30 protein-coding genes are annotated in these 25340 nt (G+C 66.7%); 16 read left to right on the top strand and 14 right to left on the bottom strand.

The window, feature by feature from the left end; genetic code table 11:
* Positions 1-160: 160 nt before the first annotated feature.
* The 4 genes from EB75_RS20475 to EB75_RS20490 form a co-directional block, all read right to left on the bottom strand.
* On the bottom strand, positions 161-868 hold the full coding sequence (locus EB75_RS20475; RefSeq protein WP_073697104.1) for a hypothetical protein: 708 nt from the start codon (positions 866-868) through the stop codon (positions 161-163).
* A 33-nt stretch (positions 869-901) separates the two neighbouring features.
* The gene (locus EB75_RS20480) at positions 902-1120 is read right to left on the bottom strand and encodes a heavy-metal-associated domain-containing protein (RefSeq protein WP_073697105.1); all 219 of its coding nucleotides are present in this window, start codon (positions 1118-1120) and stop codon (positions 902-904) included.
* Between the two features lie 18 nt (positions 1121-1138).
* Positions 1139-2191, bottom strand: coding sequence for a sulfite exporter TauE/SafE family protein (locus EB75_RS20485; RefSeq protein WP_286150267.1), 1053 nt, complete (start codon positions 2189-2191; stop codon positions 1139-1141).
* Between the two features lie 115 nt (positions 2192-2306).
* A complete protein-coding gene (locus EB75_RS20490) occupies positions 2307-4907 on the bottom strand; it encodes a heavy metal translocating P-type ATPase (RefSeq protein WP_083612457.1) in 2601 nt (866 codons plus the stop codon).
* Positions 4908-4931: 24 nt separating this feature from the next.
* Here EB75_RS20490 and EB75_RS30050 point away from each other — a divergent pair, with 24 nt between their 5' ends.
* From EB75_RS30050 to EB75_RS20520, 7 genes are all read left to right on the top strand, one after another.
* The gene (locus EB75_RS30050) at positions 4932-5063 is read left to right on the top strand and encodes a hypothetical protein (RefSeq protein ID WP_286150268.1); all 132 of its coding nucleotides are present in this window, start codon (positions 4932-4934) and stop codon (positions 5061-5063) included.
* Between the two features lie 3 nt (positions 5064-5066).
* Positions 5067-5603 carry a hypothetical protein gene (locus tag EB75_RS20495; protein ID WP_142239732.1) on the top strand — a complete coding sequence of 179 codons (537 nt, stop codon included), beginning with the start codon at positions 5067-5069 and terminating at the stop codon, positions 5601-5603.
* A gap of 211 nt (positions 5604-5814) precedes the next feature.
* A complete protein-coding gene (locus EB75_RS20500) occupies positions 5815-6222 on the top strand; it encodes a heavy metal-responsive transcriptional regulator (RefSeq protein ID WP_073697133.1) in 408 nt (135 codons plus the stop codon).
* Between the two features lie 106 nt (positions 6223-6328).
* On the top strand, positions 6329-6529 hold the full coding sequence (locus EB75_RS20505; protein WP_073697107.1) for a hypothetical protein: 201 nt from the start codon (positions 6329-6331) through the stop codon (positions 6527-6529).
* Between the two features lie 97 nt (positions 6530-6626).
* Positions 6627-6833 carry a hypothetical protein gene (locus EB75_RS20510; RefSeq protein ID WP_073697108.1) on the top strand — a complete coding sequence of 69 codons (207 nt, stop codon included), beginning with the start codon at positions 6627-6629 and terminating at the stop codon, positions 6831-6833.
* A 68-nt stretch (positions 6834-6901) separates the two neighbouring features.
* On the top strand, positions 6902-7495 hold the full coding sequence (locus tag EB75_RS20515) for a class I SAM-dependent methyltransferase (protein WP_083612459.1): 594 nt from the start codon (positions 6902-6904) through the stop codon (positions 7493-7495).
* Positions 7492-8052, top strand: a complete 561-nt coding sequence (locus EB75_RS20520) for a hypothetical protein (RefSeq protein ID WP_073697110.1) — start codon at positions 7492-7494, stop codon at positions 8050-8052. Before EB75_RS20515 ends, EB75_RS20520 begins: the two co-directional genes overlap by 4 nt.
* A 91-nt stretch (positions 8053-8143) precedes the next feature.
* Here EB75_RS20520 and EB75_RS20525 read toward each other — a convergent pair whose 3' ends face one another.
* Positions 8144-9106, bottom strand: coding sequence for a M56 family metallopeptidase (locus tag EB75_RS20525; protein WP_073697111.1), 963 nt, complete (start codon positions 9104-9106; stop codon positions 8144-8146).
* Positions 9103-9498: a BlaI/MecI/CopY family transcriptional regulator gene (locus EB75_RS20530; protein WP_073697112.1), complete on the bottom strand. Its 396-nt coding sequence runs from the start codon at positions 9496-9498 to the stop codon at positions 9103-9105. Before EB75_RS20530 ends, EB75_RS20525 begins: the two co-directional genes overlap by 4 nt.
* A 421-nt stretch (positions 9499-9919) precedes the next feature.
* Here EB75_RS20530 and EB75_RS20535 point away from each other — a divergent pair, with 421 nt between their 5' ends.
* The 3 genes from EB75_RS20535 to EB75_RS20545 all read left to right on the top strand — a co-directional run bounded on the left by EB75_RS20535 (position 9920) and on the right by EB75_RS20545 (position 11682).
* Complete coding sequence (locus EB75_RS20535) at positions 9920-10504, top strand: DUF1942 domain-containing protein (protein WP_073697113.1); 585 nt, start codon at positions 9920-9922, stop codon at positions 10502-10504.
* Positions 10505-10654: 150 nt separating this feature from the next.
* Positions 10655-10996: an ArsR/SmtB family transcription factor gene (locus tag EB75_RS20540; RefSeq protein WP_073697114.1), complete on the top strand. Its 342-nt coding sequence runs from the start codon at positions 10655-10657 to the stop codon at positions 10994-10996.
* Entirely contained in the window at positions 10996-11682 is a 687-nt protein-coding gene (locus EB75_RS20545; protein WP_073697115.1) for a cation efflux transmembrane domain-containing protein, read from the top strand. The genes EB75_RS20540 and EB75_RS20545 overlap by 1 nt, the downstream gene beginning before the upstream one ends.
* Positions 11683-11821: 139 nt before the next feature.
* Here the strand turns inward: EB75_RS20545 and EB75_RS20550 are convergent, their stop codons facing one another.
* A complete protein-coding gene (locus EB75_RS20550) occupies positions 11822-12061 on the bottom strand; it encodes a hypothetical protein (protein ID WP_073697116.1) in 240 nt (79 codons plus the stop codon).
* A gap of 287 nt (positions 12062-12348) precedes the next feature.
* Between EB75_RS20550 and EB75_RS20555 the strand changes: the two genes are divergently transcribed.
* The 6 genes from EB75_RS20555 to EB75_RS20580 all read left to right on the top strand — a co-directional run bounded on the left by EB75_RS20555 (position 12349) and on the right by EB75_RS20580 (position 17942).
* Positions 12349-13737: a CitMHS family transporter gene (locus EB75_RS20555; protein ID WP_073697117.1), complete on the top strand. Its 1389-nt coding sequence runs from the start codon at positions 12349-12351 to the stop codon at positions 13735-13737.
* 39 nt (positions 13738-13776) lie between these two features.
* Positions 13777-15420 carry a sensor histidine kinase gene (locus tag EB75_RS20560; RefSeq protein ID WP_083612468.1) on the top strand — a complete coding sequence of 548 codons (1644 nt, stop codon included), beginning with the start codon at positions 13777-13779 and terminating at the stop codon, positions 15418-15420.
* Positions 15410-16081, top strand: a complete 672-nt coding sequence (locus EB75_RS20565; RefSeq protein WP_073697118.1) for a response regulator transcription factor — start codon at positions 15410-15412, stop codon at positions 16079-16081. The genes EB75_RS20560 and EB75_RS20565 overlap by 11 nt, the downstream gene beginning before the upstream one ends.
* Positions 16068-16952: an exodeoxyribonuclease III gene (locus EB75_RS20570; protein WP_073697119.1), complete on the top strand. Its 885-nt coding sequence runs from the start codon at positions 16068-16070 to the stop codon at positions 16950-16952. The genes EB75_RS20565 and EB75_RS20570 overlap by 14 nt, the downstream gene beginning before the upstream one ends.
* 92 nt (positions 16953-17044) lie before the next feature.
* Positions 17045-17437: a VOC family protein gene (locus EB75_RS20575; RefSeq protein ID WP_073697120.1), complete on the top strand. Its 393-nt coding sequence runs from the start codon at positions 17045-17047 to the stop codon at positions 17435-17437.
* 88 nt (positions 17438-17525) lie between these two features.
* Positions 17526-17942 carry a cupin domain-containing protein gene (locus tag EB75_RS20580; protein WP_073697121.1) on the top strand — a complete coding sequence of 139 codons (417 nt, stop codon included), beginning with the start codon at positions 17526-17528 and terminating at the stop codon, positions 17940-17942.
* Positions 17943-17987: 45 nt separating this feature from the next.
* Here EB75_RS20580 and EB75_RS20585 read toward each other — a convergent pair whose 3' ends face one another.
* From EB75_RS20585 to nrdH, 7 genes are all read right to left on the bottom strand, one after another.
* The gene (locus EB75_RS20585; protein ID WP_073697135.1) at positions 17988-19112 is read right to left on the bottom strand and encodes a threonine synthase; all 1125 of its coding nucleotides are present in this window, start codon (positions 19110-19112) and stop codon (positions 17988-17990) included.
* A 12-nt stretch (positions 19113-19124) separates the two neighbouring features.
* A complete protein-coding gene (locus tag EB75_RS20590; protein ID WP_073697122.1) occupies positions 19125-20021 on the bottom strand; it encodes a GGDEF domain-containing protein in 897 nt (298 codons plus the stop codon).
* Positions 20021-21067 (bottom strand): TRAP transporter substrate-binding protein DctP, encoded by a 1047-nt coding sequence (gene dctP, locus EB75_RS20595; protein ID WP_073697123.1) that lies wholly within the window; start codon positions 21065-21067, stop codon positions 20021-20023. Before dctP ends, EB75_RS20590 begins: the two co-directional genes overlap by 1 nt.
* Positions 21068-21224: 157 nt before the next feature.
* Positions 21225-21887, bottom strand: a complete 663-nt coding sequence (locus EB75_RS20600; protein WP_286150269.1) for an NUMOD3 domain-containing DNA-binding protein — start codon at positions 21885-21887, stop codon at positions 21225-21227.
* A 142-nt stretch (positions 21888-22029) separates the two neighbouring features.
* The gene (gene nrdE, locus EB75_RS20605) at positions 22030-24198 is read right to left on the bottom strand and encodes a class 1b ribonucleoside-diphosphate reductase subunit alpha (protein ID WP_073697125.1); all 2169 of its coding nucleotides are present in this window, start codon (positions 24196-24198) and stop codon (positions 22030-22032) included.
* Complete coding sequence (gene nrdI / locus EB75_RS20610; protein ID WP_073697126.1) at positions 24165-24617, bottom strand: class Ib ribonucleoside-diphosphate reductase assembly flavoprotein NrdI; 453 nt, start codon at positions 24615-24617, stop codon at positions 24165-24167. The genes nrdE and nrdI overlap by 34 nt, the downstream gene beginning before the upstream one ends.
* Before the next feature lie 31 nt (positions 24618-24648).
* Positions 24649-24888 carry a glutaredoxin-like protein NrdH gene (gene nrdH / locus EB75_RS20615; RefSeq protein WP_020104016.1) on the bottom strand — a complete coding sequence of 80 codons (240 nt, stop codon included), beginning with the start codon at positions 24886-24888 and terminating at the stop codon, positions 24649-24651.
* Positions 24889-25340: the final 452 nt, after the last annotated feature.

The following is a 25340-nucleotide window of genomic DNA, read 5'->3' on the forward strand; positions in this document are numbered from 1 at the left end:
GGCCTCGTGTGACCGATTCTGGCCCAACAGGATTCGGTACACCACGATTCGGGACCAGCGATGACCGGTCCAGCGGAACCGGATGGGGCCCGCACGTCCGGGCGTCGTAGCGTGCGGCCGCCGCGACCTGGCCCCGGGCGGGGGTCGTCCTGCGCTCAGCTCATTCGTCGGCGGGAAAGGGGTAGGTGGCGGGGACGGTTTCACCGGGCTGCGGCGGCCCGTAGACGATCGCGATTTCATCGTGGGCGCCGACGGTGATGGCGGCGGGGTTGCCGGTCTGAAGGTTGCCGTTGACGAAGGCGCGCAGGCTCTTTCCGTCGCCGGCCTGCAGCGCGCCGATGTTGTCGGCGGACAGGCTCACCTGCCACTCGGTGAAGAACTCGCCGAGGCTGAAGGGTCGCTTCACCGGGGACTCGATGTGAATGACGCCCGTGGTGTCGTGGGTGTGCAGCGGGCTGATCAGCCGGTGGGCGCGGTCGATGCCGATACCAGCCGGTACGGACTCGGGATGACCGTTGATAATGACATCGATGTGGGCGTGGATGTGCTCGACGGAGCCTTCGCTGCCCAGCATGGGCAACCCGGCCGCTGTGGCGGCGGCGGAGGCATCGGCGGGCGCGGGCCACGGCGGCATGGTGGTGGCGCCGACTGCCGCTGCTGCGGGGGCGTTGTTCGCCGGCGCTGCGGTGCTGGGGGCGCGATGGTTGCGCGCCCCGATGATCACGACGGCCAGCAGTGCACCTATCACGGCAACCGACGCCGCGATCCACAGCACGCTGGCGCGCCGTCCGCCGGATCGGGCCGCCGCCAGGGCTTTTCGTGCCTCACGGGCCTCGCGGGCCGATGTCGTGTTGTTCTTGGATCCCATGGCAGTCTGCGTTTCGTGGTACTCGGGTGCTGGTTACGGTTGCGGGGTCGCGGTGTAGCCGAGGTTGGTGATGGTGTCGATGACCTGTTGGGCCGTGGTGAGGGTGGTGTCCAGTTGCACGGTGGCGCGGTTGGCTTTCAGGTCGGTGTGTGCGTCCTGGACTCCGGGTAGGTCTTCGAGTGCGTCGTCGATGAGCAGTGAGCAACTGGCGCAGTGCATTCCGCTGACGCTGAACACGTGGGTGGTGGCCATGGGGTGTCCTCCTGGGGGTTAGGTGGCGCTGATGGTTCCGGTGAACATGCCCATGCCGCAGGCGTACCGCAGGTCACCGGCGGCCGGGGTGCCCAGCTCGATGCGGGTGTCCCCGGATACCGGGAGCACGGTCTGGGTGTCGTTGATGACGAAGGAGCGCACGCATCCGTTGGCGCCGTTGGAGTGCACGACCAGGGTGGTGGGCAGGCCCGCAGCGATTTTGGTGACGCGGGGGCTGTAGCCGGACTCGGTGGCGGTGATCACGACCTGCTGATGGCCGTTGATCACGGTGGTCGTGGACGCGTCCGCGACTGCGGTGTTCCCGGCGAAGGCGTGGCTGATCCGGCTGGCGGCCAGGGGTGAGCCGGCCAGTTCCAGACCGCCGTTGAGGGTGTAGAGGCCCATCGCCAGGACCGCGACACCGGTGGCGGTGACCAGCCGGCCCTGCCACAGTCCGGCCGCTTTGCGTGCCGCGTACCCGAGGATCGCGAACAGGGGGCTGGTGCCGGCGACGAAGACCGCCATGATCGCCGCGCCCTGCCACGGCGAGCCTGACGCCAGCGCCAGCGCCTCCACCGACAAGGTCACCCCGCACGGCAGCAGGATGGTCGCCACGCCGAGCAGGGCCGGCGCCAGCGCGGTCTGCGACCGGGCGCGACCCCGCACGATCCTGCTCCAGGACGCCGGCGGGGTGATCACGATGCGGCGGAAACCCGGTACCCCCAGCTGAGCCAGTCCGAAGGTGATGACCAGCAGGCCGGCGGCGATCTGCAGCCCGGTGCGGGCACCGACCGACAGCTGCACCACGGCCCCGAGTGCACCCAGTGCAGCGCCCAGCGCGGCGTGCGCGGCGAGCTTTCCGGCCAGGAACCCGCCGACGGGGGCCAGGTCGTCGCCGAGACGCTGTGTCCACGAACCGGTTTCGGTGACGGTGACTGGTGCGCCGCCGGCACTGTCGCCGCGGGCGGCGTGTTGGCGGGTGATCAACCCGGCGAGCAGGCCACCCTGCACGGCGGCGCACGAGACACCGCCGGCGAACAGGCCGGTCATCAAGACGGCGAGCAGGTTCACGAATCGTCCTCTTCCACATCGGTTCGGTTCGGCGGGGTGGCCCGGTCGGGCCCTGCCACCGATCTACTATCTACGTACCAAGATAGTAGATGAAGTTACGTTGGGGTGTATCGGGCTACGGGTTCTGCAACCTGTTGAGCTGGTCGTCGATCTGCGCGCGCAGCCGCTGCAGCTCATCGATCTGCTCGTGGGGTGACGGCAGGGGTGAGGGCGCGTCCGCCCCGTGCTGCCCGTTGTGGTGCGGTGTCGCGGCGGCCGGGTCGGGGGTGCTGCCCCGCAGCTGAGCCAGCGCGCCGACAGCTGATTCGAGGCGGGCCGCGATGGCGGCCAACTGGGCCAGCTCCCCGGGTACCGCGGCAGCGCTCGGCGGTGAGGAGGGTTGTGCCGCAGGGGCTTTCGGCGACCTGACTGGGTCATGGCGTGTCTTGGGGGCGCGGTCGGCGGGGTAGGCGGTTGTGAAGCGCCGCAGCCGCAGGCTGTTGGACACCACGAACACGCTCGACAGCGCCATCGCCCCGCCGGCGATGAGGGGGTTGAGCAGCCCGAGGGCGGCCAGCGGCAGGGCGGCCAGGTTGTAGGCGAAAGCCCAGAACAGGTTGCCTTTGATGGTGCGCAGGGTGCGCCGGGCCAGCCGGATGGCATCGACCGCGCCGCGCAGGTCGCCGCGGACCAGGGTCAGGTCGCTGGCTTCGATGGCGACGTCGGTGCCGGTGCCCATCGCCAGACCCAGATCGGCCTGGGCCAGGGCGGCGGCGTCGTTGACGCCGTCTCCGACCATCGCCACGACCCTGCCGTCGCGTTGCAGGTCGACGATGGTGGCGACCTTGTCTTGCGGCAGGACTTCGGCGATCACCTCGTCGATGCCGACCTCGTCGGCCACCGCCCGGGCGGCCAGGGCGTTGTCCCCGGTCAGCAGGACCGGGCGCAGGCCCAGTTTGCGCAGGCCGGCGACGGCCTCGGCGGAGGTGGGTTTGATGGTGTCGGCGACCACCAGGACCGCGCGGGCCGCCCCGTCCCAGGCCGCCACGACGGCGGTGCGGCCCGCGGCTTCGGCGGCCCGTTTCGCGGTGGCCAGGTCATCGGGCAGGGCGATGCCGTGCTGGTTGAGCAGGCTGGATCGCCCGACGAGCGCGTCATGACCGTCGGCGCGGCCGCGGACCCCGAGCCCTTCCAGGTTCGTGAAACCGTCGACCCGGGGCAGGTCCCCGACGCGCTGAATGGCGGCCTGGGCGATCGCGGTGGCGATGGGGTGCTCGGACGCGTCCTCCAACGCCCCGGCGATCTGCAGCGCCTCGGTCTCGGTGACCCCGGTCGTCGTGTGCACGCTGGTCAGGCTCATTTTGCCGGTGGTGACGGTGCCGGTCTTGTCCAGCACGATGGTGTCCACACGGCGGGTGGATTCGAGCACTTCGGGGCCTTTGATCAGGATGCCCAGTTGCGCGCCGCGGCCGGTGCCGACCAGCAGTGCGGTTGGGGTGGCCAGCCCGAGCCCGCAGGGGCAGGCGATGATCAGCACCGCCACCGCGGTGGAGAACGCCGTGGCCGCGCCCGCGCCCAGGCCCAGCCAGACGCCGAGGGTCAGTACGGCCAGGGCGATCACGATCGGGACGAACACCGCCGATACCCGGTCGGCGAGACGTTGAATCTCGGCTTTGCCGTTCTGGGCGTCCTCCACCAGTTTGGCCATCTGTGCCAGCGCGGTGTCGGCGCCGACCCGGGTGGCGGTCACGATCAGCCGTCCGCCGGCATTGACGGTGGCCCCGACCACGGTGTCGCCGGGGCCGACTTCGACGGGCACCGATTCGCCGGTGAGCATGCTGGCATCGACGGCCGAGGAGCCGTCCTCGATGACGCCGTCGGTCGCGATCTTTTCGCCGGGGCGGACCACGAACCGGTCGCCGACAGCGAGCTGGTCGACCGGGATGCGGATCTCCTGCTCGCCGCGCAGCACCGCGACGTCTTTGGCGCCCATTTCCAGCAGCGCGCGCAGCGCCGAGCCGGCGCGGCGTTTGGCGCGGGCCTCGAAGAACCGGCCGGTCACGATGGCCGCGGTCAGCCCTGCGGCCACCTCCAGGTAGATGTTGCGGCCGGCCATGCCGGGCTCGACGGTGAGGCTGAACCCGTGGTGCAGCCCTTCGTGCCCGGCGCCGCCGAGGAACAGGGCATACACCGACCACGAGAAGGCCGCGATCACGCCCATGGAGACCAAGGTGTCCATGGTGGCGGTGCGGTGGCGCAGGTTGGCCCAGGCGGCCTGGTGGAACGGCCACGCGCCCCACACTGCGACCGGGGCGGCCAGCGTCAGCTCGGCCCACTGCCAGAACGTGAACTGCAGCGCCGGGATCATCGACAGCGCGATCACCGGCAGCGCGAGCGCCACCGATACCCGCATCCGCTGCCGCAGCGACCGGGTGTGCTCGTCGTAGCCATCATCAGGCTCCGGCGAATCCTGTGGTGCAGCTTCGGTTTTCGGTGGTGTCGCGGTGTAGCCGGTATCGGTGATCACCCGGATCACCTCGGCCGTCGACATCAGCGCGGGGAACTCGACCTGGGCTTTCTCGGTCGCGTAGTTGACTGCCGCGCTCACCCCGTCGAGTTTGTTGAGTTTGCGTTCGATGCGGGCCGCGCACGATGCGCAGGTCATCCCGCCGATCGCCAACTCGACCCGCTGCGTGAGTGCGCCGTCCTCGGTGCCGCTGTCGATCGTGGCCGTCATTGCTTCTCCTTGCTTGGATGGTCGGTGTGTGCCGACCCGCCGGTGCCGGCGTCGTTTGTGCCGTGGTCTGTGTCGCCGGCGTCCGTGCCGCCGCTGCCGGGGGTGTGTGTCCCGCCCGACGTCGTCGTGCCCGGGGTACCCGGCGGCGACGTGTGACCCGTGCCACCGGTCCCCCCGCTACCGGTTGACCCGCCGGTCGTTCCGGTGCCGCCGGAACTCGGTGTTCCCGAACCCGACGTGCCGGGCATTCCCGTGCCGGGCTTCCCGGCGGTGTTCGACATCCCGCCCGAGCGCGGTATTTTGCCGCCCGACATTATGTTTCCGGGCATCTTCGGGCCCGCCGTGGTGGTGCTCGGCATAGTGGCCGTGCTCGACGTGGTGGTGCTCGATGTCGGTGTGCCCACGCCGCGCGTGTGCGCCGAACCCGATGTCGTTGCCGCGGCCGGCGTGCCCGATTGCGGCGCCGGGATGGTGTCGGACAGCGCGCTGTCGCTGGTGATGAGGGCAGGCTCAGGGATGGTGCTGGTGCTGGTGGTGCTCACCGGGTCGGCGCGGGGTGCCGCCGCCGGCGCCACCCGGTCCGGCGAGGTTGGGGCGGCAGCAGGGGCAGGCTCGGCGGCAGCGGTCGATGGTGGCGCAAGCGCGTGGCCGAACAGCCAACCGCCGGCGAGCAGCCCCGCCAGCATCGCCCCGTAGCCGGCGAGGCCGAGGTAGTCCTTCACCCGCGCTTCCCGCCGTGAGCTGACCCGCCGGCGGCGGAGCTTGCCGGTCGGCGCTGATCGACGCATGTCCGCACCGTGCATCACCTCGTGGTTTCGTTCGTGGCCTATCTAGGTCCTGCCCCGACGTTAAACCTTCCCGTACGATGGAAGGTCAAGTCGAAGTGCTGGCGAACATTGGCGGTGTGATGAAGATCGGTGAACTGGCCCACCTCAGTGGAACGAGCGCCAAGACCATCCGGTTCTACGAGCAGGCCGGTGTGCTGCCCGCTCCGGACCGCACACCATCGGGCTACCGGGACTACGGCGCCGAGTTCGTCGGCCGGCTGGATTTTGTCCGACGCGCCCAGGCGGCGGGACTGTCGCTGCGTGAGGTGCGCCAGGTCGTCACGATCGCCGACCAGGGTGACGCGCCCTGTGAACACGTGGTGGGCGTGCTGACCGACCGGCTCGACCAGGTGCGCGCCACCTTGGCCGAGTTATCGGCGCTGGAATCGCACCTGACTGCCTTGCTTGAGCATGCGCGTGTCGCCGAACCGGCCAGCGAGGCCGGGGTGTGCTGGATCCTCGAAAGCGATCTGGCCGAACGGGACTGAGCGCGCTCGGCGATCACGCTGTGACCGTGACGACGTGGCGCGCTCCCGCCCACAGATCTACTATCTATGTACGTAGATAGTAGAAACTGCTTCAGGAGGATTCGACATGACAGGAATCGACGCACCGTCCGGCGGCGCCGACAGCGCACAGGCGGGCGGGCCGGCACCGTCCACGGCACCCCGATTCGACCAGGCCACCCGGGTCGCGCTGGCCGTCGTCGCGGTCGCGGCCGCGTTCTTTGTGCTGATGATCGCGACCCACGCCGGCCCGATGTTGGTCGGCGCGGGATGCCGCTGGGTGTGGTGATGGCCATCGCCCGACCAAGTGTCTACTATGTAGGTACGTAGATCGTAGGTAGGGGCGGTCCCTGAACCTGGAATCGCTGCGCGACAAGGAGTTTGCGATGTCGTCGCTGTTCTACACGCTCGCGGTGCTGGCCTGCCCGGTCAGCATGGGGCTGATGATGTACATGATGATGCGCGGTCAGCGGGGCGGTTCGGCGACTCCGGCCGCCGGCGCCGTCGATCGCAGCGAGGTCGACGCCTTGCGCGCTCAGATCGCGGCGCTGGAGGCTGAGCGCACCGCGACGGCGGACCGGCCACTGCGGTGAGCACGCCGAATCAGTCCAGGCGGTGGAACCGGTACTGGGACAAGAAGTCTCGCTCCTATGACCGGGAAATGGGATTTTTCGACCGGCACCTGTTCGGCGACTCCCGCCACTGGGTGTGCAGCCGGGCCAGCGGCGAGGTGCTGGAGGTCGCCGTCGGCACCGGGCTCAACCTGCCCGAATACCCGCCCGAGGCGACATTGACCGGCATCGACTGGAGCGCACCCATGCTCGCCCTGGCCCGCGAGCGCGCCGACACGCTGGGGCGAACAGCGACGCTCCGGCAGGCCGACGCCCAGCAGCTGCCGTTCGACGACGCCAGCTTCGACACCGTGGTGTGCACCTTCGGCTTGTGCGCCATCCCCGATCACACCCGAGCGATCGCCGAGATGACCCGGGTGCTGCGGCCAGGCGGACGGGTCCTGCTGGCCGACCACGTCGCCAGCAGCGCAGCGCCGGTCCGGGGCGTGCAGCGGATGCTGGAACTGTTCACCGTCCCGCTGGGCGGGGAGCACTTCCTGCGCCGGCCGTCCCGGGACCTGGAACCCGCCGGCCTGAAAGTCGAACAGGCGCAACGATTCACCCTCGGCCTGGTGGAACGCGTCGTCGCACGCAAACCCGAGACCGACATGCCGTCGGACACCGCAGATCGGAGCCGCCCATGAGTGAATTCACCCGCCGCACCATGCTCGCCGTAGCCGCCGGCATTGGGGGTCTGGCCGGGGTGGGATATCTGCTGCGCACCACCACGTTTGGCATGCCCACCGGCCGGGCGCAACCTGGGATGATGGGTGTCTCCGGCGAGGACATGAGCCGCTACATGACCATGTTTGCCCGGCACACCGAGTTGCGGCGCACTGTCGAAGAGGTGCCCGGCGGGGTCCGCACCACTACCGAGTCCTCCGCGCCCGACCTGGTCGCTCAACTGCACGAACATGTCTCTTCGATGTACGGGCACCTGCGCGCGGGAGTCGAAGTGCAGTGCATGAGTCAGAGCCTGCCCACCCTGTTCCAGCGGGCCGGTGACTACCAGCGGCAGCTGACGCTGACCCCGACCGGGGTCGTGGCGACCGAGACCTCCAGCGATCCCGCGGTGACCGCCGCCATCCGCGCCCACGCGCAGGAAGTCACCGGGTTTGTCAACGAAGGGATGCCCGCGATGATGGGCCCCATGATGGGCGGAGGCGGCATGATGGGCGGCGGGATGATGGGTCCACGCTAGCGGAATATGCCAAACCGTTTGCGCTGCAGTGGATCACAACCCCAGCACCGCCGTCCGACGATAGGTGTGACCGCGTGCCCTGACCACTGAGTCAGGCGGTGAACGGGCCGCACGGCGTGACGCCGGTCAAGGTAGCCCACGCCAGGAGCATCGGCATCGCAGCGACCAGCGCGATGGCCGTGCCCAGGACCAGTTGGGCTGCCAGGCGCCGGCCCGGCGTATCGGGGTTTGTCAGCCGCTGCACCCGGGCGCACACCCCGATGCTGCTGGCCCCCAGCGCCACCGCCGGTAATGGTGCCGTGCCGGTCAGCGACACGATGGCCGCCAGCAGCGGTGCCGCGCCGTGTCGGCCGGCGGCGGCGTCGTCGGCACACATTTCCAGCAGCCGGGCCACGTCGGACTGCGCGACGGCGAACAGCCGCACCCGCGGGAACGTGCTCGCCAACGCCCGCGTGACGGCGAGCAGCAGGTGGTGGCGCCCGGCCAGGTGCGCCTGCTCGTGGGCCAGTACCGCGTCCAGATGCGGCCGGTCCAGGCAATCGAGCGCCGCACTGGTGATCACCACCATCCCGGGCCGTCCACCCACGCAGTAGGCCAGCTTCTGCGGGGCATCGACGACCACGCCGTCCACCCCGGCGACACGGCGGCCGATGATGCGCGCCGACTGGGCGTGGCTCCGGTTGCCGGCACTGGAGCGCCGCAGGGAACGCCCGAACCGCACGACCGCGGCCACGGCCACGGCGGTGACCGCGGCGGCCGCGCCGATCAGGGCGACCTGCACGACAGGCCCGTTGGCCCCCGTCGCCGCCGCCCGCAGCGCACCCATGCACGCCAACAGTGCCAGCGGATCCGGCCGATCCCAGGTGCGGGCCACGAACACGGCCAGTGTGCCCGCCGCGGCCAGCCACGCCGCGACCACGGTCCCCAACACCACCAGCCATAACACCACCGCCATCGCCGGTGCGCTGCCGCGCCGGGTCAACAGTGGCACCAGGCGCGGCGCCGCGGCGCACACCACCGCCGCGTACAGCAGCAGGCAGATCGCGACGGTCACCGTGCCGTCTTCCGTGACGCGGTACGGCGCAGCACCTTACGCAGCTCAGCGGATTCGTCGTCGCTGATCTGCTCCAAGAAATGTGCCAACACCACCTCCGCGCGGCCGCCGTCACCGAGCGCGTCGCGCATCAGCTGAGCGCTGTACTGTTCGCGGGTCATCTGCGGGGTGTACAGGTAGGCCTTGCCGAGCCGTTCACGGGTCAACCATCCCTTGCGGTGCAGGTTGTCCATCGTCGACATCACCGTGGTGTAGGCGATGTCGCGGTCCGACAGCATCTCTTCGTACACCTCACGCACTGTGGTCGCACCGTCGCGCCCCCACAGCCGATCCATGACGACCGCCTCCAAATCGCCGAAACCGCGTGCCACCGTCAATCTCCTCGCCGCCATCGCGTTTACTATCTACGTACGTACATCGTATTGTACGAGACTCCGGCATCGCCGCGGTCGGCGATCGGGCCCGGTGCGCAGACCGCCGCCATTGACGGCCTAGCGCGGCAGATCATTTCGATCACTGGCCGAACGCCCCTCTGCACCCGCCCGCAAAACGGGCATACGACCGATCCCTTGCCTACCCGGGGAGCCAAGTGCCGGCTCCGCCGTAGTCATAGATCCCCATATCGCGGGGCGAGTACTTTCCTCTCGGGGGCCACGGTCCTAGTCGCCGCTCGGTCAGGTGGTGTGATGAAAGCTATTGCGTGCAAACGGTATACAGGACCGCTCTGAGGCCCGCCGGCCTCGACTGCAGTCACCGTGCCCCACGCCTGGTACTAATGTACGTAGTAAATACGTAGATAAATCGAGAGGGAGCATGCAGGTGTACATGGTTCGACGGATGGTGGTCGCGGCGGGCGCGTTGTTCGCCCTAGGGGCGATGGGAGCACCGCTGGCCGCGGCGGCCGCCGAGAAATGTCCGCACCAGATGGGCTCGCAGCAGCACATATCCGATGCCAGTGGGACTGCGGTGGCTGACTGGACACTGACCGGCCTGCACGCGAGCGCGGACCCGGCCCCGGGGTATCCGCTGGCCGGGCGGTTGTGGGAGGCCACGGTGACGGTGCGGGCGGTCTCGGGTGCGGTGACACCGGTGATCCCGAACTTCAGCGCCATGGGCGAGCACCATGCGCAGTACCCGGTGCTGTGGCAGCTGGCCAGCCCGTCCGGCATTTCGGCGGCGACCCTCGCGCCGGGGCAAAGTGCCACCGGCAAGGTGTATTTCGATGTGACCGGTGCCGACCCGATGATGGTGGCCTATTCCACTGGCGGGCCCAAGCCGGCGATGATGTGGTGCGACATGGCGGCTATGGCGCCGATGATGTCCAAGCCGATGCCCATGCCGATGGACGACTGCCCCTGCTGCGACGGGGACTGCGACTGCTGCAACAAACCCATGTAGGACTCGCGGCGGTGGGCATATACGGCGACCCCGTTCTGCGGCACGGGCGCTCGCAGAACGGCGGTGCCGGACCACCTCTGTAGCGGGCCACGGCACCGTGCGACCTGCCTGGCGATCAGTTCATCCTTTTCTGAATACAGCAAAATCTGTATGGTGAACGGGGTGGACATCTTGACGCACACGGACGCGCTGTCACGCTTCGGCTACGCATTGTCGGATTCGACACGCACCCAAATCCTGCTGCATCTGCGGGCCGCGCCGGGATATCCGTCGCAGCTGGCGGACCGCATCGGAGTGTCGCGCCAGGTCGTGTCCAACCACCTGACGTGCCTACGTGGGTGCGGGCTCGTAGTGGCAGTCCCGGAGGGCCGCCGCGCCCGATATGAACTCGCCGACCCGCGCATCGGTGCGGCGTTGGACGACCTCGTCGGCCTGGTCCTGGCGGTCGACCCGGCGTGCTGTTGCGCCGCCGACACCGAAGGCTGCTGCTGATGTCGGCCCCACTGGGCATGCCGTCACCGGCAGCACCGACGCCGCACCGCAAACGGGTACTGGCGCAACGGATCCGCTGGTTCGTCGCCGCGACCATCAGCTACAACGTGATCGAGGCGATCGTCGCGTTGACCGAGGGGACGCGGGTGTCCTCGACCGCGTTGATCGGGTTCGGGCTGGACTCGGTGATCGAGGTGTCATCTGCCGCCGCGGTTGCCTGGCAGTTCGCCGGCCGCGATCCCGAGGCGCGAGAAAAGACCGCGTTGCGGCTGATCGCGTTCTCCTTCTTCGCCCTCGCGGCCTACGTCGCCGCCGACGCAGCCCGGTCATTGGCCGGCTACGGGGAAGCCGAACACTCGCCGCTCGGGATCGGCTTGGCCGCAACGAGTCTGATCATCATGCCGGTGCTGTCCTACGCCCAGCGTCGCGCCGGCCGAGAACTCGGATCACTATCGGCGGTCGCCGACTCCAAACAGACCCTGCTATGCACCTACCTGTCTGCGGTCCTGCTCATCGGGCTACTGCTCAACAGCCTGCTCGGCTGGTCGTGGGCCGACCCGATCGCCGCCCTCGTCATCGCCGTCATCGCGGTCAAAGAAGGCATCAACGCCTGGCAAGGCGACACCTGCTGCCCCACAACAGCATCCACCCGCATGATCGATCACGACTGCGACTGCTGCGACTGACTGACCACCGACACACCGGAGAGGACAAGCCGCGCCCACCGATATCGGACCCCGGTAACAAACGCCAAACCTCAAACGTAATTGCAGCAGGCTGACCGGCACGGCCGACGCCCAACGGTTGTCGAGCGTACGCGCCAAGCTACTGTTGTGTCGCCCAGCATGGGCAGTTTGACCCCGCGAACAGGTGAATTCCCCTGGATTGTCGGACTCCTATACAACAGTTCAGACTAGCGACAGAATGGTTGGTGATCGTCATCGCGACGGTCGGCTCGCCGGGATGAGTGACCGGCATGGTCCCTGCGTGGGCGATGGCGGCGAAGGACAGCGCGGCGGCAATTCCCGTTCCTGCAGCGGCGATACGAGCCGTCGTGATCTTCATGGCGTCTCCTGTACGTGAATGTTGTTATGTGAGAGCCGGTTTGAACCATCTCCCTGACACCGACAACTATTCCGCGACTGGCGACTTTTGAGACTCCCCCGATCAGACGGTTCACCGGTGGAACCGCTCTCCCACCGATCGGGGGATACACCGGTCCGCCGAACGGCCGGGTGGCAGCACCGAGCAAAACGCACAAAAGCCCGACTAATGCGTACAAGCTCGTGTTGTGATGCCCACTACACCGACTCTTCTGATGTAGCCCCCATCACACATCCAGGAGAGCACTGATGCTGGTAGCCCTCGGTCTGACCATGGTCGCCGCCTTCATGGTGGTCATCATGACCAAACGCGCCACACCGATCGTGGCGTTGATCGCCGTCCCCGTGGTCTTCGGCTTGCTCGCCGGCGCGGGCACCAAGATCGGGAAAATGATCACCGACGGCATCAAAGACTTGGCGCCCACCGCCGCGATGCTGTTCTTCGCAATCGTGTTCTTCGGCATCATGATCGACGTCGGACTGTTCGACCCGGTCATCCGCACCGTGATCCGCGTGGTGGGCCACGATCCGGCGCGGCTGGTGCTGGGCACCGGCGTGCTGGCGGCAATCGTCTCTCTCGACGGTGACGGCTCGACCACCTTCATCATCACGGTCTCCGCGCTGCTCCCCCTCTACCTCAAACTCGGGGTGAGCCCGGTGGTGCTCACGGTGGTCGCCGGATTGGCGAACGGCACCATGAACATCGTGCCCTGGGGCGGTCCCACGGCCCGCGCAGCAGCCGCGCTCAAGATTTCCCCCTCCGAGGTTTTCGTCCCGATGATCCCGTCGCTGATCGTCGGCATCGCCATCGCTCTGGCCTTCGCGTGGCACCTCGGGCTCATGGAGCGCAAGCGCATCGGCTCGATCGTGGTGCGCGAGCGGGTTCTGGCCGGCGACAGTGTGCTGGCAACGGCGGGCGGCGGCATCGGCCTCGGTCCGGACACCCACGCGGCCACCGGCGCCGGGGGCGAAGCCTTCGAGGGTGCCGCCGACGATTCGGGCGCCATCTCGGGAGAGTTCGCGCGGCCAAAGCTGTTGTGGTTCAACGCAACCATCACCATCGCGCTGCTCGCGGTGCTCACCCTGGACATCCTGCCCATCCCCGTGCTGTTCATGATCGCCGCCGCGGTGGCCCTGATGGTGAACTTCCCGCAGGTGGCCGAGCAGCAGGCCGCGATCACCCGCCATTCGTCGTCGATCGTGTCGGTGGTGGGCATGGTGCTGGCTGCGGCCGTACTGACGGGCGTGTTCAAGGGCACCGGCATGGTCGAGGCGGTGGCCACCTGGGTCACCAGCATCATCCCCGACTCGATGGGTCCGCACCTGGCCGTGATCACCGGCGTCCTGTCCATTCCGTTCACGTTCCTGATGTCCAACGACGCCTTCTATTTCGGCATCCTGCCGGTGCTGTCGGAGACCGCGGGCCACTACGGCATCAGCGCAGCCGAAATGGCCCGGGCCTCGATCACCGGCCAGCCGTTCCACATGCAGAGCCCGCTGGTCCCGGCGATCCTTCTGCTGGTCGCGCTCGCCGGTGTGGGTCTGGCCGACCATCACAAGAAGGTGCTGTGGCGGGCAGCGGTGGTCTCACTGGCCATGCTCGTGGTGGGCATCGCACTCGGCCAGATCCCGCTCTGACCCACCGAGCGGCGGCCGGCGGACTAGCCTGCAATGACCATGCCGAAGATCAGACTGCGCACGCAGATCCTGATCCTGCAAATGGCCATCGTGGCAGCCAGCCTGGCCGCCGGCTTCGGCATCATCATCCACCGCACCGACACAGAAACCCGGGCGGAATTCGCCCGCCGCGCGCAGGCCATCGCGGAGACCGTGGCCTCTGATCCAGAGGTCCGCGCCGCCGCAGCCGCGCAATCGGCGGCACGCCGCGCCGGACATCCCGCCTCCGCGGCGGAGTTGGCAGCGTCCCCGCTCCAGCAGCAGGCCGCGACCATCGCCGCCCGCACCGGCGTGCTCTTCGTGGTGATCGCCGACAACGCCGGCTACCGCATCGCCCACCCCGACCCGTCACAACTCGACCAGCCGGTGAGCACCGATCCGTCGGCCGTTCTCAGCGGTGAGGTCGAGCTGACCCAGCAGCAGGGCACGCTCGGCGATTCCGTCCGGGCAAAGGCACCGGTCCGCGGATCGGACGGGTCCGTCGTCGGCCTGGTAAGTGTGGGCGTACCGACGGACAGCGTGTCCGAGGCCGCCCACCGCAGCCTGGCGCTGCTGATCACGCTCGTGGCAATCGCTCTGGCTGTGGGGATCACCGGCTCGGCTCTGCTGACCAGACGATGGCGCCGCCTGACCTTGAGCCTGGAGCCTGAGGAGATGGCCGAGCTGATCCGCGAGCAGAACGCGGTACTGCATTCGGGAGCGGAGGGCGTGGTCGCGATCGATGCCGGCGGGATCGTCCGGGTGATCAACGAGCGGGCGCGAGAGCTCCTCGGAATCACCGCCGGACCCGGCGTGCCCATCGCCGACCTGGGGCTGACTGCCCGCGTATCCGCGGTGGCAGCCGAACCGACGCCAGTCCCGGTGGCTGCGGCCGTCAACGAGCGAGTGGTGCTGGTGTCATCGCGTCGTGTACATCGCGACGGTACTGATCTCGGCACGGTGCTCACGGCTGTGGACCGCACCGACATCGAGGCACTCACCCGGGAACTGGACTCGGTGCAGGCCATGAGCTCGGCGTTACGGGCTCAGCGCCACGAGTGGGCGAATCGCCTGCACGTGGTGACCGGACTGCTTCGAGACGGCCGAACCGCCGAGGCGCTCGCCTATCTGGATGAGATCACCGGGCGGGACGGCGTGGCGCCGGTGCCCGGTCTCGAGCGCCTGGAAGAGCCGCACCTGCGCGCGTTCGTCGGCGCGAAAGCGGCGCGTGCGCATGAACGCGGGGTCCTGCTGCGGGTGGGCGATGAGACCACGCTGGTCGGCGCCCTTGCTCATCCGGTGGACACCACCACCGTGGTGGGGAATCTGCTCGACAACGCCATCGACGCGGCGGCCGAGAACACAGCGCCGGACACACACGTCCCGGTGGTGGAGCTCGATCTGCTGCGCGACGGGCATGATCTGGTGATCGTGGTGACCGATACCGGACCCGGCTTCACGGTCGACGATCCCTTCGTGGAAGGGGTCACCACTCGATCCGACCCGACAGTGCCGGGTGGGCGCGGGATGGGTCTGGCCATTGCCCGGCAAGTGGCGCGCGGACATGGTGGGGATGTCACCGTCGCCGCGCGCGGCGGCACGAGCGGCGAGCCGACGACGGTGCTCGCCACAATTCCGGGAGGTGTAGTCGACGATGGCGCATGACCTTCGGGTTCTTGTGGTGGACGACGACTTCCGCGTCGCCGCGCTGCACGCCTCGGTGGTGGACACGATGGCCGGGCTGGTGACCGTCGGCTCCGCACGGACCATCGCGGAGGCGGAGGCCATCGTGGCCCGGGCCGACGCGGCGAAGGCGCCGGTGGACCTGGCGCTGGTCGACGTCTACCTGCCGGACGGCTCCGGCATCGACCTGGTGCGCCGTCTGCGCTGCGACTCATTCATCCTGGGCGCGGCGGACGAGGCAGCCAACGTCCGCGCCGGGTTCGCCGCGGGTGCCCTGCAGTACCTGATCAAGCCGTTTCCGAATACGGAATTGGCGCGCCGCCTGGCCGCATACGCGGCATACCGGCGGATCCTCCATGGCTCACACGTGACGCAGGAGCAGGTTGATTCGGCCGCCGCAGTACTCCGGTCGGAACGACCGGCCGCCAAACGAGATGACGCCTCGCTGACCGAACGCCGCATCGTGGCTGCGCTCCGGGAGGCCGGCGAGCCGCTGCTGGCGGACGATATCGCGCAGCGGGTCGGCATCGCGCCGGCGACCGCACGGCGCTACCTCGCGGATCTGGTGCGGGCCGGCACCCTCACGATGGCCCTGCAGTACGGATCCACCGGCCGGCCCCGCCAGCGGTATGCCCCCGCATAGCTCCCGCCCTCCGCTGGGCGTCGCCACGTTCAACGTCAACGGGATCCGGGCGGCGCGCCGGCGCGGCTTCGACACCTGGCTCGCCGGGCGGGAGCTCGACGTGGTGGCCCTGCAGGAGCTGCGCTGCCCGCCCGAGCAGGTCGGCGTGTTCGACGGTTATCACGCCGCAATGGACTGCGGCTCGCTTCCGGGCCGCAACGGCGTCGCGATCCTGACGCGCGACGCACCGTCGGACGTGCGGACCTGGGTCTCGCATCCGCCGCGTACCCGCGGCCTCGGGGTGTTTGCGAACGAGGGCCGGTATCTCGAGGTCGACCTTGCGGGCGCGCCCCTCACCGTGGCGTGCCTCTACCTGCCGAAGGGGGGCCTGCCCGCGCATCTGCAGCGGCCCGGCAACATGCGCGACCTGCCTGACGGCGGCGTCAAGTACGACCGGAAGATGCGCTTCCTCGGGGCGTTCGCGCGCGAGCTGAGCCGCAACCGCCGGGCGGCGCTCGCGGCGGGCCGGGAGTTCCTGCTGCTCGGTGACCTGAACCTGGCCCATCTTCGGCACGACGTGACCAATTGGCGGCCCGCGCAGAAGATGGAGGGCTTCCTTCCCGAGGAACGCGCCTGGCTCGACGCGCAGATCGGGCCACGCACACTCGTCGACGTGGTCCGGACGCTGCACGGTGATCGCCCCGGGCCGCTGTCCTGGTGGAGCTGGGCCGGCGAGTCGTTCGTCAAGGACGTGGGCTGGCGCATCGATCACCACCTGGCCACGCCGCGGCTCGCACGGACCGCCGTATCGGTGGCCGTCGACAAGGAAGCCGCACCCGACGCGCGTCTGTCAGACCACGCGCCCGTCGTCGTGCAGTACGCCTTCCCCTGAACGCCGATTACGCGATGAGTTATGCGCGAACCGGCTGTCTATCCCTGTGACGGCGCCGGCCTCCAGGCGCCGCAGACCACAGGAGCTCCCTGATGCACGCCATGATTTTCGTCCACCTGCCCGTCGCCGACGTCGCGCGCTCGCGAAAGTTCTTCTCCGGCCTCGGCTATTCGTTCAACGAGACCTTCAGCAGCGACAACGCGGTAACGCTGGTGCTGGGCGAGAACCAGTTCGCGATGCTGACGCGGCGCGATGTCTTCGACTCCCTCCACCCGGCCGAGACTGCCGATGCGTCGAAGACGAAAGAGTGCGTCGTGTGCCTGGCTGTCGACAGCCGTGAGTGCGTGGACAAGCTCGTGGACGGCGCCATCGCCGCAGGCGCGACTGTGGGCGATACCGACGACGAGGACTTCATGTACGGCCGCAGCTACAACGACCTCGACGGGCACTCCTGGCAGATCTTCGCGATGGAGCCCACCACCTAGAAAAAGAACGGCGCCTCCGAATACGTGGTGTCCCGGTAGTCGAACAACTGACCTCGGCGAATCTTGCCCACCGCTACGATTCCCCACCATGCAGTCAGCACGCGCATCCGACGACGACCTGACGGATAGCCCGATCGATCCGTCGTGGGTCGTCGAGGGCCAGCCACGGGCACGGTCGCGGCGCTGGCACACCAGTGGCGACTCGGCAGTCGAGTTCTACATCTGGGACTGCTCGGCCGGAACCTTCGACTGGACCTTCTTCGCCGAGGAGACGGTGCACATCGTCGCCGGTGAGGTCCGCATCGGCGATCCGGAGACCGGAATCTGGCTCCGCCCTGGCGATTCCGCGGTGTTCGAGGCCGGTACCACCCACCGGTGGCACGTCCCGGACTACGTCCGCAAGCACGCCACCCTGCGTACGCCGCTCCCCAGGCAGTTGATCCGGGTGTCTCGTGTGGCCGTGCGGACGGCACGTCGCCTGGTTGCGACGATCCGACGGTCCTGATCAAGCTTCGCGCACTGAAAGGGCCAGACCTTCGGTTCGGTGGCGTCACGTGAGCAGGTGACCGGCTTTCAGACCTGAGCCGGTAAGCACTGCGACGACCGTGTCTGCGGCAGTGATCTCTCCGGCCGCCAGCAGTCGACGCAGCGCCGGCAGGACCTGGGCGCTGGTGGGTTCGACGAACAGCCCAGTCCTGGCGAGCTCCCCTACCGCGGGCAGCAACTCGCCTTCCGGGACCGCGACGGCAGTCCCTCCGGTGCCCCGGATCGCTTGCAGCACTTCGCGATCCCGCACCGGCTTCGCGATGGCCGTCCCCTCGGCGACGGTCGTCGACCAGTGCTTTTCGGCGACCTCGTCCCGGCCCTGCTCGATGGACGCGACGAACGGACAGCAGCTCTCCGGCTGGCTGACGAGAATTCGTGGCACATGGTCGATCGCACCGACTCGGTGCAATTCGCCGAATCCGATAGCGCAGCCGAGGACCAGGCTGCCGGCACCGGCAGGAACCAGAACCGCAGTGGGAGCACGGAATCCGAGGTCTTCCCAGATCTCGTAGGCGATCAGTTTGATGCCCTGCAGGAAGTACGGGTGCCAGTTGTGGCTTGCGTAGAACGTTGTTTCGGCGCGGCGCACGGCTTCGTCTGCCACGTCCTGCCGGGTGCCGGAGACCAATTCGATATGCGCACCGTGCCACCGGCTCTGGACGATCTTGTTCGGCGAGGTGGCAGCGGGCACGAGGATGTGGGCTTCGATCCCCGCTGCCGCGAAGTACGCCGCGACCGAGGATCCGCCGTTGCCACTGGAATCCTCGAGAGCCCGGTCGATCCCCTGGTGGCGGAGGACGGTCGTCATCACCGAGACGCCGCGGTCCTTGAAGCTGCCGGTCGGGTTCATCGACTCGACCTTCAGTCGGACGTCGATGCCGTCGACGGTCCGGGTAATCAGCGGTGTCCGCCCCTCACCGAGGGTTACCGGCTCGATGTGCGCCAAGGGATTTGGCAGCGCCGCGCGATAACGCCACTGCGAGTTGACCGCGGTGTCGATGTGCTCGCGGCCGATGCCCGGCAGCGGTTCGAAGACCAGCGGGCTGCCGTCGTCACCGCACCATCGGGGTTGGTCAGTGGGATACCGGCGGCCGCTGCGGTCGACCAGGCTCGATCCGACCGTGCTCACGAGCACCCCCTGTTAGTCCACCTCTATGACATTTCTACCCGCCTGCTTCGCTCGGTACAGAGCGGCATCGGTGCGCTGGAACCAACTCTCGAATTCTTCGCCCGGCTGCGCCTCCGCGACGCCGAAGCTCGCAGTCACGGACCCAGCGGTGGCGAAATCGTGGTCGGCGATGTGCGTTCGGAGGGCTTCGGCCACACGATGGGCGTCGGACGCCGAGCAGGCCGGCAGCAATACCGCGAATTCCTCGCCGCCCCACCGACCGAGCGCATCGATCGAGCGCACGTTCTCCGCCACAAGGGCGGCCAGCTCCACGAGGACGAGGTCGCCGACTCGATGGCCGTACACATCGTTGACTTTCTTGAAGTTGTCGATGTCGATGAGCAGCATCGAGATCGGATGAACGCCGCGGGCGATGGTGTCACGAAAACGCGTCTCCAAGTGCCCGCGGTTGAAGACGCCGGTCAGCGCGTCGACGACAGCCATCTGCCGCAGCTCTTCGGTATGCAGACGCAGGATGGCGCGCAGGATCGCAAGGAAGATCACGACGTAGACGAGGAACAATGCGATCTCGAGACGACTGTCAGGGGGTCCCTGCCAGTTGGGACGATTGACGTCGGAATCGGGCGCCCACACCAGCAATCCCAGTCGCGAGCACTCGACTGCAAGTTGGATGGTGATCAATACCAGAATTCGGCGAGTGGAACCGTTCCTGCCGGCACGCGCATACATTGCGACTTCCGCCCCGGCCCACAGCGCCAAGACAATTCCGAGGACCACCAGCAGGATCAGACGGCTCCGCTCTTCGCCCCGCAGCACCAACACTTCGACACAGAAGTTGAGTGCAAAAATCAAGGCACACAGCATTGCCGCCACATCGAGGCTCGGCGCCATTCGCAGATGCAATTTCATTATTTTCCTGGCTTCGCCGAGACCACCGGGCCGACCGCAGCCCGCCACCGATCTGCACATCCTGGGTTGACAGCGTCGCAGCGGGCCGCCCATTCCCGGAAGGTGACATCGTCGAAACGCTGTGCAACGACAGCAGTGTCGGATGCCGATGGAACTGTCGCAATCAGATGCCGTGGTGGGCCCAGCTGGCAGGGTCCACCGGTCAGACATGCCGTCGCCTGGCCGTCCAGACGCTTCGCTTCATCCCAAATGTTGTCCACGTGACGTGCGAAAGCGTCCGTCAGTACGCGTTGTTGCGGGCCGGTGAGCTTGTCCCAGATTTTGTCGCTGATCACATATGCGTTGACGCCGAACTCCAAGGTGAGCAGATAGAGGTGGGTCGAGTAGTCAGCCCAACCTGCCGAATAGCCCGATGCGGCACTGGATATCGCGCAGTCGACGGCGCCGTTCTGGAGGTTGCTCTGGACGTCCTCGAAGGGGATCACCATGGGGAGAGCACCTACCGACCGGAGCATCGGAGCGAATGTGTCGTTGGGCACCCGAATCCTGAGGCCTGCGAGATCGGCAAGCTTGGTGACCGGCTTCCCACAGAAGATGACCTGCGGGCCGAACGACCAAACGCCGAGCAGCTTCGCGTGATACTTGTCGTCGATGCGCGCATCGACGATCGGAGAATAGGCCTGGGCAGCGGCACGGGCCTTCGAGACGTCAGTGGTGAAACCCACGAGGTCGAGTCCCAGCAGCGTCGGCTCCGTCGCCACGTTCTGCGGCATCCGCAGTGACACCAGATCAAGCGATCCCGTTTTCAGGAGTTTCAATTGGAAGGTGTCTTTGAGGCCGAGTTCATCGTTCGACTGGTAGGTCACGGTGATCGGAAGTCCTGTGTTTGCAGCAAGGTTCTTGAAGAACGGCGCTTCGAGCTCGGACTGGATCGGACCGACCGACGTCGGCTGTCCGACCACGAGAATCGGGATTTGGTCGAGCCGGTTCCACCCATAAACGAACCCCGCGGCAAGGATTACAGCAAACGCGACGCGCAGGACCACGTCCGGATACTAGACCGAATATAGGAGCCCGTGGCACAAGTCGGCGCGTTTGCCCGAAGGCTTGCCGCTCGATCGCCCGGACCAGCCACTACCGCTGTCACACCGCAGGTGCGACAGCGGTACGTCGTTACTTAGTCCGGAGAAAATCCAGTGCTATTCAAGTCGTTTCGCCGATATCAGGCCGACCCGAGTCTTCAATGCAGTACTGGCAGGTGTCTTTCTGTATTCCCCGGTTTGTGTGGTATCTCGTATGAGCGCTACGTCGACTCGACGGCATAGGCCGGCCTTTTCGGACCGCTGACATTTTGGCGCGCGTTTCTTCACTCGCACTTCGACCAAAATTGGGGTTTCCAGCGCCTTTCCGCTGCTCTGAAAGCTTGGCCTTGGCCTCTTCCGACATCACATGACCGAAACTGGGGTGGTCAGCGCCGAACTTCCCATAATTCGGATTGTCAGCACCTACGTTCGTGCCCTTACGTGCGGCCGACCACTTCGCCCGTTGCTCGGCGGAGTGCTCTCTTCGATAGAACGGATTCTCCTCACCGAATCGGCTGGGAACCTTCCGCCCGGTCGATCGAAGCCTCGCGGCCTCCCGCATCTCCGCGGTCCACACAACACCCGTCGGTCCGAGCCCGCCGTCCGCGAGGTTCAGCAGACGATGCCCTTCCTGCCGCAGGAGAGCTATCCATGCGATTTCGGCCTCACCAAGCTCGTCGAGTCCGTCTGTCCAGTCCAGCGGATCCACGATCAGATCTTCGCGCTGCTGCTTTCGCAGCCAGTCATAGAACGGCGTTTTCGTCCCGGCGGCGGCAGCCTTCAAGTGCTGCCGTAGGCGTACCTGCGCGGTCTTCGTCGTGAGGCCGACATAGCGATAAACGGACTCCGACCGGAGCCTGACCCCATAGATCAGGCCTCCGGTCGGAGTTCTACCAGTCATGAAACCCGCTGTCAGCGAACAATCACTACAACATGCAACTGACGCAATTCTCCACGGCCGTGCCTTCCAGAGCCATCTGGCGCAACCGGATGTAGTACAGCGTCTTGATGCCCTTGCGCCACGCGTAGATCTGGGCCTTGTTGACATCACGCGTCGTGGCGGTGTCCTTGAAGAACAACGTCAGCGAAAGTCCTTGGTCCACATGCTGAGTGGCCGCGGCGTACGTGTCGATGATCTTCTCGTAGCCGATCTCGTACGCGTCCTGGTAGTACTCCAGGTTGTCGTTGGTCAGGTACGGCGCCGGGTAGTAAACGCGGCCGATCTTGCCTTCCTTGCGGATCTCGATCTTCGACGCCACCGGGTGGATCGACGAAGTCGAGTGGTTGATGTACGAGATCGAGCCCGTCGGCGGAACGGCCTGCAGGTTCTGGTTGTAGATGCCGTGCGCCTGCACCGATTCCTTCAGCGAACGCCAATCGTCCTGCGTCGGAATGTGAATGCCGGCGTCGGCGAAGATCTGACGGACCTTGTCGGTCCTGGGCACCCACGCCTGCTCGGTGTACTTGTCGAAGAACTCGCCCGAGGCGTACTTCGACTTCTCGAACCCACCGAACTTCGAACCGCGTTCGATCGCAATGCGATTCGAGGCGCGCAACGCATGGAACAGCACGGTGTAGAAGTAGATGTTGGTGAAGTCGATGCCCTCTTCGGAGCCGTAGTAGATCTGCTCACGGGCCAGGTAGCCGTGCAGGTTCATCTGCCCCAGGCCGATGGCGTGCGAGTCGTTGTTGCCCTGCTCGATCGACGGCACCGACCAGATGTGCGTCTGATCCGATACCGCGGTCAGGGCACGGATCGACACCTCGATGGTCTGCGCGAAGTCCGGCGAGTCCATGGCCTTCGCGATGTTCAGCGAGCCCAGGTTGCACGAGATGTCCTTGCCGACCTTGGCGTAGGACAGGTCCTCGTTGAACAGCGACGGCGTCGACACCTGCAGGATTTCCGAGCACAGGTTCGAGTGCGTGATCTTGCCGTCGATCGGGTTGGCCCGGTTCACCGTGTCCTCGAACATGATGTACGGATAGCCCGACTCGAACTGCAGCTCGGCGAGGGTCTGGAAGAACTCGCGCGCCTTGATCTTCGTCTTGCGGATGGCGCCGTTGTCGACCATCTCGTAGTACTTCTCGGTGACATTGACGTCGGCGAACGGCAGCCCGTAGACCTTCTCGACGTCGTACGGCGAGAAGAGGTACATGTCCTCGTTCTTCTTCGCCAGCTCGAACGTGATGTCCGGGATGACGACGCCCAGCGAGAGCGTCTTGATGCGGATCTTCTCGTCGGCGTTCTCGCGCTTGGTGTCGAGGAAGCGGTAGATGTCCGGGTGGTGCGCGTGCAGGTACACCGCACCTGCGCCTTGACGGGCACCGAGCTGGTTGGCGTAGGAGAACGAGTCCTCCAGCAGCTTCATGATCGGGATGACGCCCGAGGACTGGTTCTCGATGTTCTTGATCGGCGCGCCGTGCTCGCGAATGTTGCTGAGCAGCAACGCAACTCCGCCGCCGCGCTTGGACAGCTGCAGCGCCGAGTTGATGGAGCGGCCGATGGACTCCATGTTGTCCTCGATGCGCAGCAGGAAGCACGACACAGGCTCGCCGCGCTGCTTCTTGCCCGAGTTGAGGAACGTCGGGGTGGCCGGCTGGAACCGGCCGTCGATGATCTCGTCAACGAGCTTCTCGGCGAGCTCGGTATCGCCGGCGGCCAGGGTGAGCGCCACCATCACGACGCGGTCCTCGAAGCGCTCGAGGTAGCGCTTCCCGTCGAACGTCTTCAGTGTGTAGCTGGTGTAGTACTTGAACGCGCCCAAAAACGTTGGGAAACGGAACTTCTTGGCGTACGCCCGGTCCAGCAGGCCCTTGACGAAGTTGCGGCTGTACTGGTCGAGCACCTCGCGCTCGTAGTACTCCTTCTCGATCAGGTAGTCGAGCTTCTCGTCCTGAGAGTGGAAGAACACCGTGTTCTGGTTCACGTGCTGCAGGAAGTACTCCCGCGCCGCGAGCACATCCTTGTCGAACTGGATCTTGCCGTCCGCGTCGTACAGGTTGAGCATCGCGTTGAGAGCGTGGTAGTCGCTCTCACCGGGCAGCGCGTGCGTGGTGGCGGCTACCGGTTCTGCAGCTGTGACGGTTGGTGGCACGACAGTTCCTCCCAGAAGTGTTCCAACCCCTCACGGACGGCAGCGACGTCGTCAGGGGTTCCCATAAGTTCGAAGCGGTAGAGGTACGGAACGCCGCACTTGCGGGAAACCACGTTGCCCGCGTAGGCGAATTCAGCACCGAAGTTGTTGTTGCCCGCGGCAATGACGCCGCGGATCAACGACCGGTTGTGTTCATTGTTCAGAAACGCGATGACCTGCTTCGGGACGTAGCCACCGTCATTGATGTCCGGGGTGACCCGTCCGCCGCCGTAGGTCGGGAGCACCAGGACGTAGGGCTCTTCGATGGCCCCGTCTTCGATACGTCCATGAATGGGGATACGAATGGCCGGGATGTCCAGCTTCTGGACGAAGCGGTGGGTGTTCTCCGACACGCTGGAGAAGTAGACGAGATTGCTCACTGTTCCTTCTCCTCCCCCGGGTTGGTTGTTTCTAGGCGGTGACCGCCACGGTGCTGAGCGCCTTGATCCGGTCCGGGCGGAAGCCCGACCAGTGCTCGCTGTCGGTCACGACGACCGGGGCCTGCAGGTAACCGAGCGCCAGCACGTACTCACGGGCCTCGTCATCGATGCTGATGTCGACCTTCTCGTACGCGATGCCCGCCTTGTCCAGCGCCTTGTAGGTGGCGTTGCACTGCACACATGCCGGCTTGGTGTACACGGTGACGGTCATCTCGGTACGACTCCTCTTCGAACGCCTGGAAGCTGAACTGAACGTGGCTGGCAACTGACGGGGTAGCGCTTTCCGCTGATATCCCCATCTGGATCAGCGGCCCGGCAACCCCTGAAATTCCCGCGTCTCCGGTCGTCCCGGGCCGCGTTGTCAGTAGGTCGAAGAATCACTGCGAATCCCCGTCCGACCGACTTTTCCGGCCCCGGCCGACCCTCAAGTTGTTGGGGCCTGTCGGTCCGTCAAACACTACACCTAGTGGCCGACAAAGCCAGCAGATACAAGATGTTCTGAACAACATTCGTGAAATTCCCAGGTCGTAAGGCCGACACCGAGACAACTTCTCGGCGTGTCGCACATCACACCCGGGGGCGTGTCGCGCTCCAACTACTGGTTTAGCACCAGCCACCGACATTTAGATTGGGTGAGTGCTCGCGGACGGCCGAACCCACCGA

Source organism: Mycobacterium sp. ST-F2 (genome assembly GCF_001905655.1).
Lineage (GTDB): Bacteria > Actinomycetota > Actinomycetes > Mycobacteriales > Mycobacteriaceae > Mycobacterium.

Coding starts and splice junctions, on each gene's coding strand:
- EB75_RS20480 (WP_073697105.1), bottom strand. CDS start 1,120: ATGGCCACCACCCACGTGTTCAGCGTCAGCGGAATGCACTGCGCCAGT.
- nrdH (WP_020104016.1), bottom strand. CDS start 24,888: ATGACCGTCACCGTGTACACCAAGCCGGCATGTGTGCAGTGCAACGCC.
- EB75_RS20580 (WP_073697121.1), top strand. CDS start 17,526: ATGCAGTCAGCACGCGCATCCGACGACGACCTGACGGATAGCCCGATC.
- EB75_RS20535 (WP_073697113.1), top strand. CDS start 9,920: ATGCAGGTGTACATGGTTCGACGGATGGTGGTCGCGGCGGGCGCGTTG.
- EB75_RS20545 (WP_073697115.1), top strand. CDS start 10,996: ATGTCGGCCCCACTGGGCATGCCGTCACCGGCAGCACCGACGCCGCAC.
- EB75_RS20555 (WP_073697117.1), top strand. CDS start 12,349: ATGCTGGTAGCCCTCGGTCTGACCATGGTCGCCGCCTTCATGGTGGTC.
- EB75_RS20515 (WP_083612459.1), top strand. CDS start 6,902: ATGGGATTTTTCGACCGGCACCTGTTCGGCGACTCCCGCCACTGGGTG.
- EB75_RS20570 (WP_073697119.1), top strand. CDS start 16,068: ATGCCCCCGCATAGCTCCCGCCCTCCGCTGGGCGTCGCCACGTTCAAC.
- EB75_RS20540 (WP_073697114.1), top strand. CDS start 10,655: ATGGTGAACGGGGTGGACATCTTGACGCACACGGACGCGCTGTCACGC.
- EB75_RS20590 (WP_073697122.1), bottom strand. CDS start 20,021: ATGAAATTGCATCTGCGAATGGCGCCGAGCCTCGATGTGGCGGCAATG.
- EB75_RS20475 (WP_073697104.1), bottom strand. CDS start 868: ATGGGATCCAAGAACAACACGACATCGGCCCGCGAGGCCCGTGAGGCA.
- EB75_RS20560 (WP_083612468.1), top strand. CDS start 13,777: ATGCCGAAGATCAGACTGCGCACGCAGATCCTGATCCTGCAAATGGCC.
- EB75_RS20520 (WP_073697110.1), top strand. CDS start 7,492: ATGAGTGAATTCACCCGCCGCACCATGCTCGCCGTAGCCGCCGGCATT.
- EB75_RS20575 (WP_073697120.1), top strand. CDS start 17,045: ATGCACGCCATGATTTTCGTCCACCTGCCCGTCGCCGACGTCGCGCGC.
- EB75_RS20530 (WP_073697112.1), bottom strand. CDS start 9,498: ATGGCGGCGAGGAGATTGACGGTGGCACGCGGTTTCGGCGATTTGGAG.
- EB75_RS20510 (WP_073697108.1), top strand. CDS start 6,627: ATGTCGTCGCTGTTCTACACGCTCGCGGTGCTGGCCTGCCCGGTCAGC.
- EB75_RS20505 (WP_073697107.1), top strand. CDS start 6,329: ATGACAGGAATCGACGCACCGTCCGGCGGCGCCGACAGCGCACAGGCG.
- EB75_RS20550 (WP_073697116.1), bottom strand. CDS start 12,061: ATGAAGATCACGACGGCTCGTATCGCCGCTGCAGGAACGGGAATTGCC.
- EB75_RS20490 (WP_083612457.1), bottom strand. CDS start 4,907: ATGACGGCCACGATCGACAGCGGCACCGAGGACGGCGCACTCACGCAG.
- EB75_RS20500 (WP_073697133.1), top strand. CDS start 5,815: ATGAAGATCGGTGAACTGGCCCACCTCAGTGGAACGAGCGCCAAGACC.
- EB75_RS20565 (WP_073697118.1), top strand. CDS start 15,410: ATGGCGCATGACCTTCGGGTTCTTGTGGTGGACGACGACTTCCGCGTC.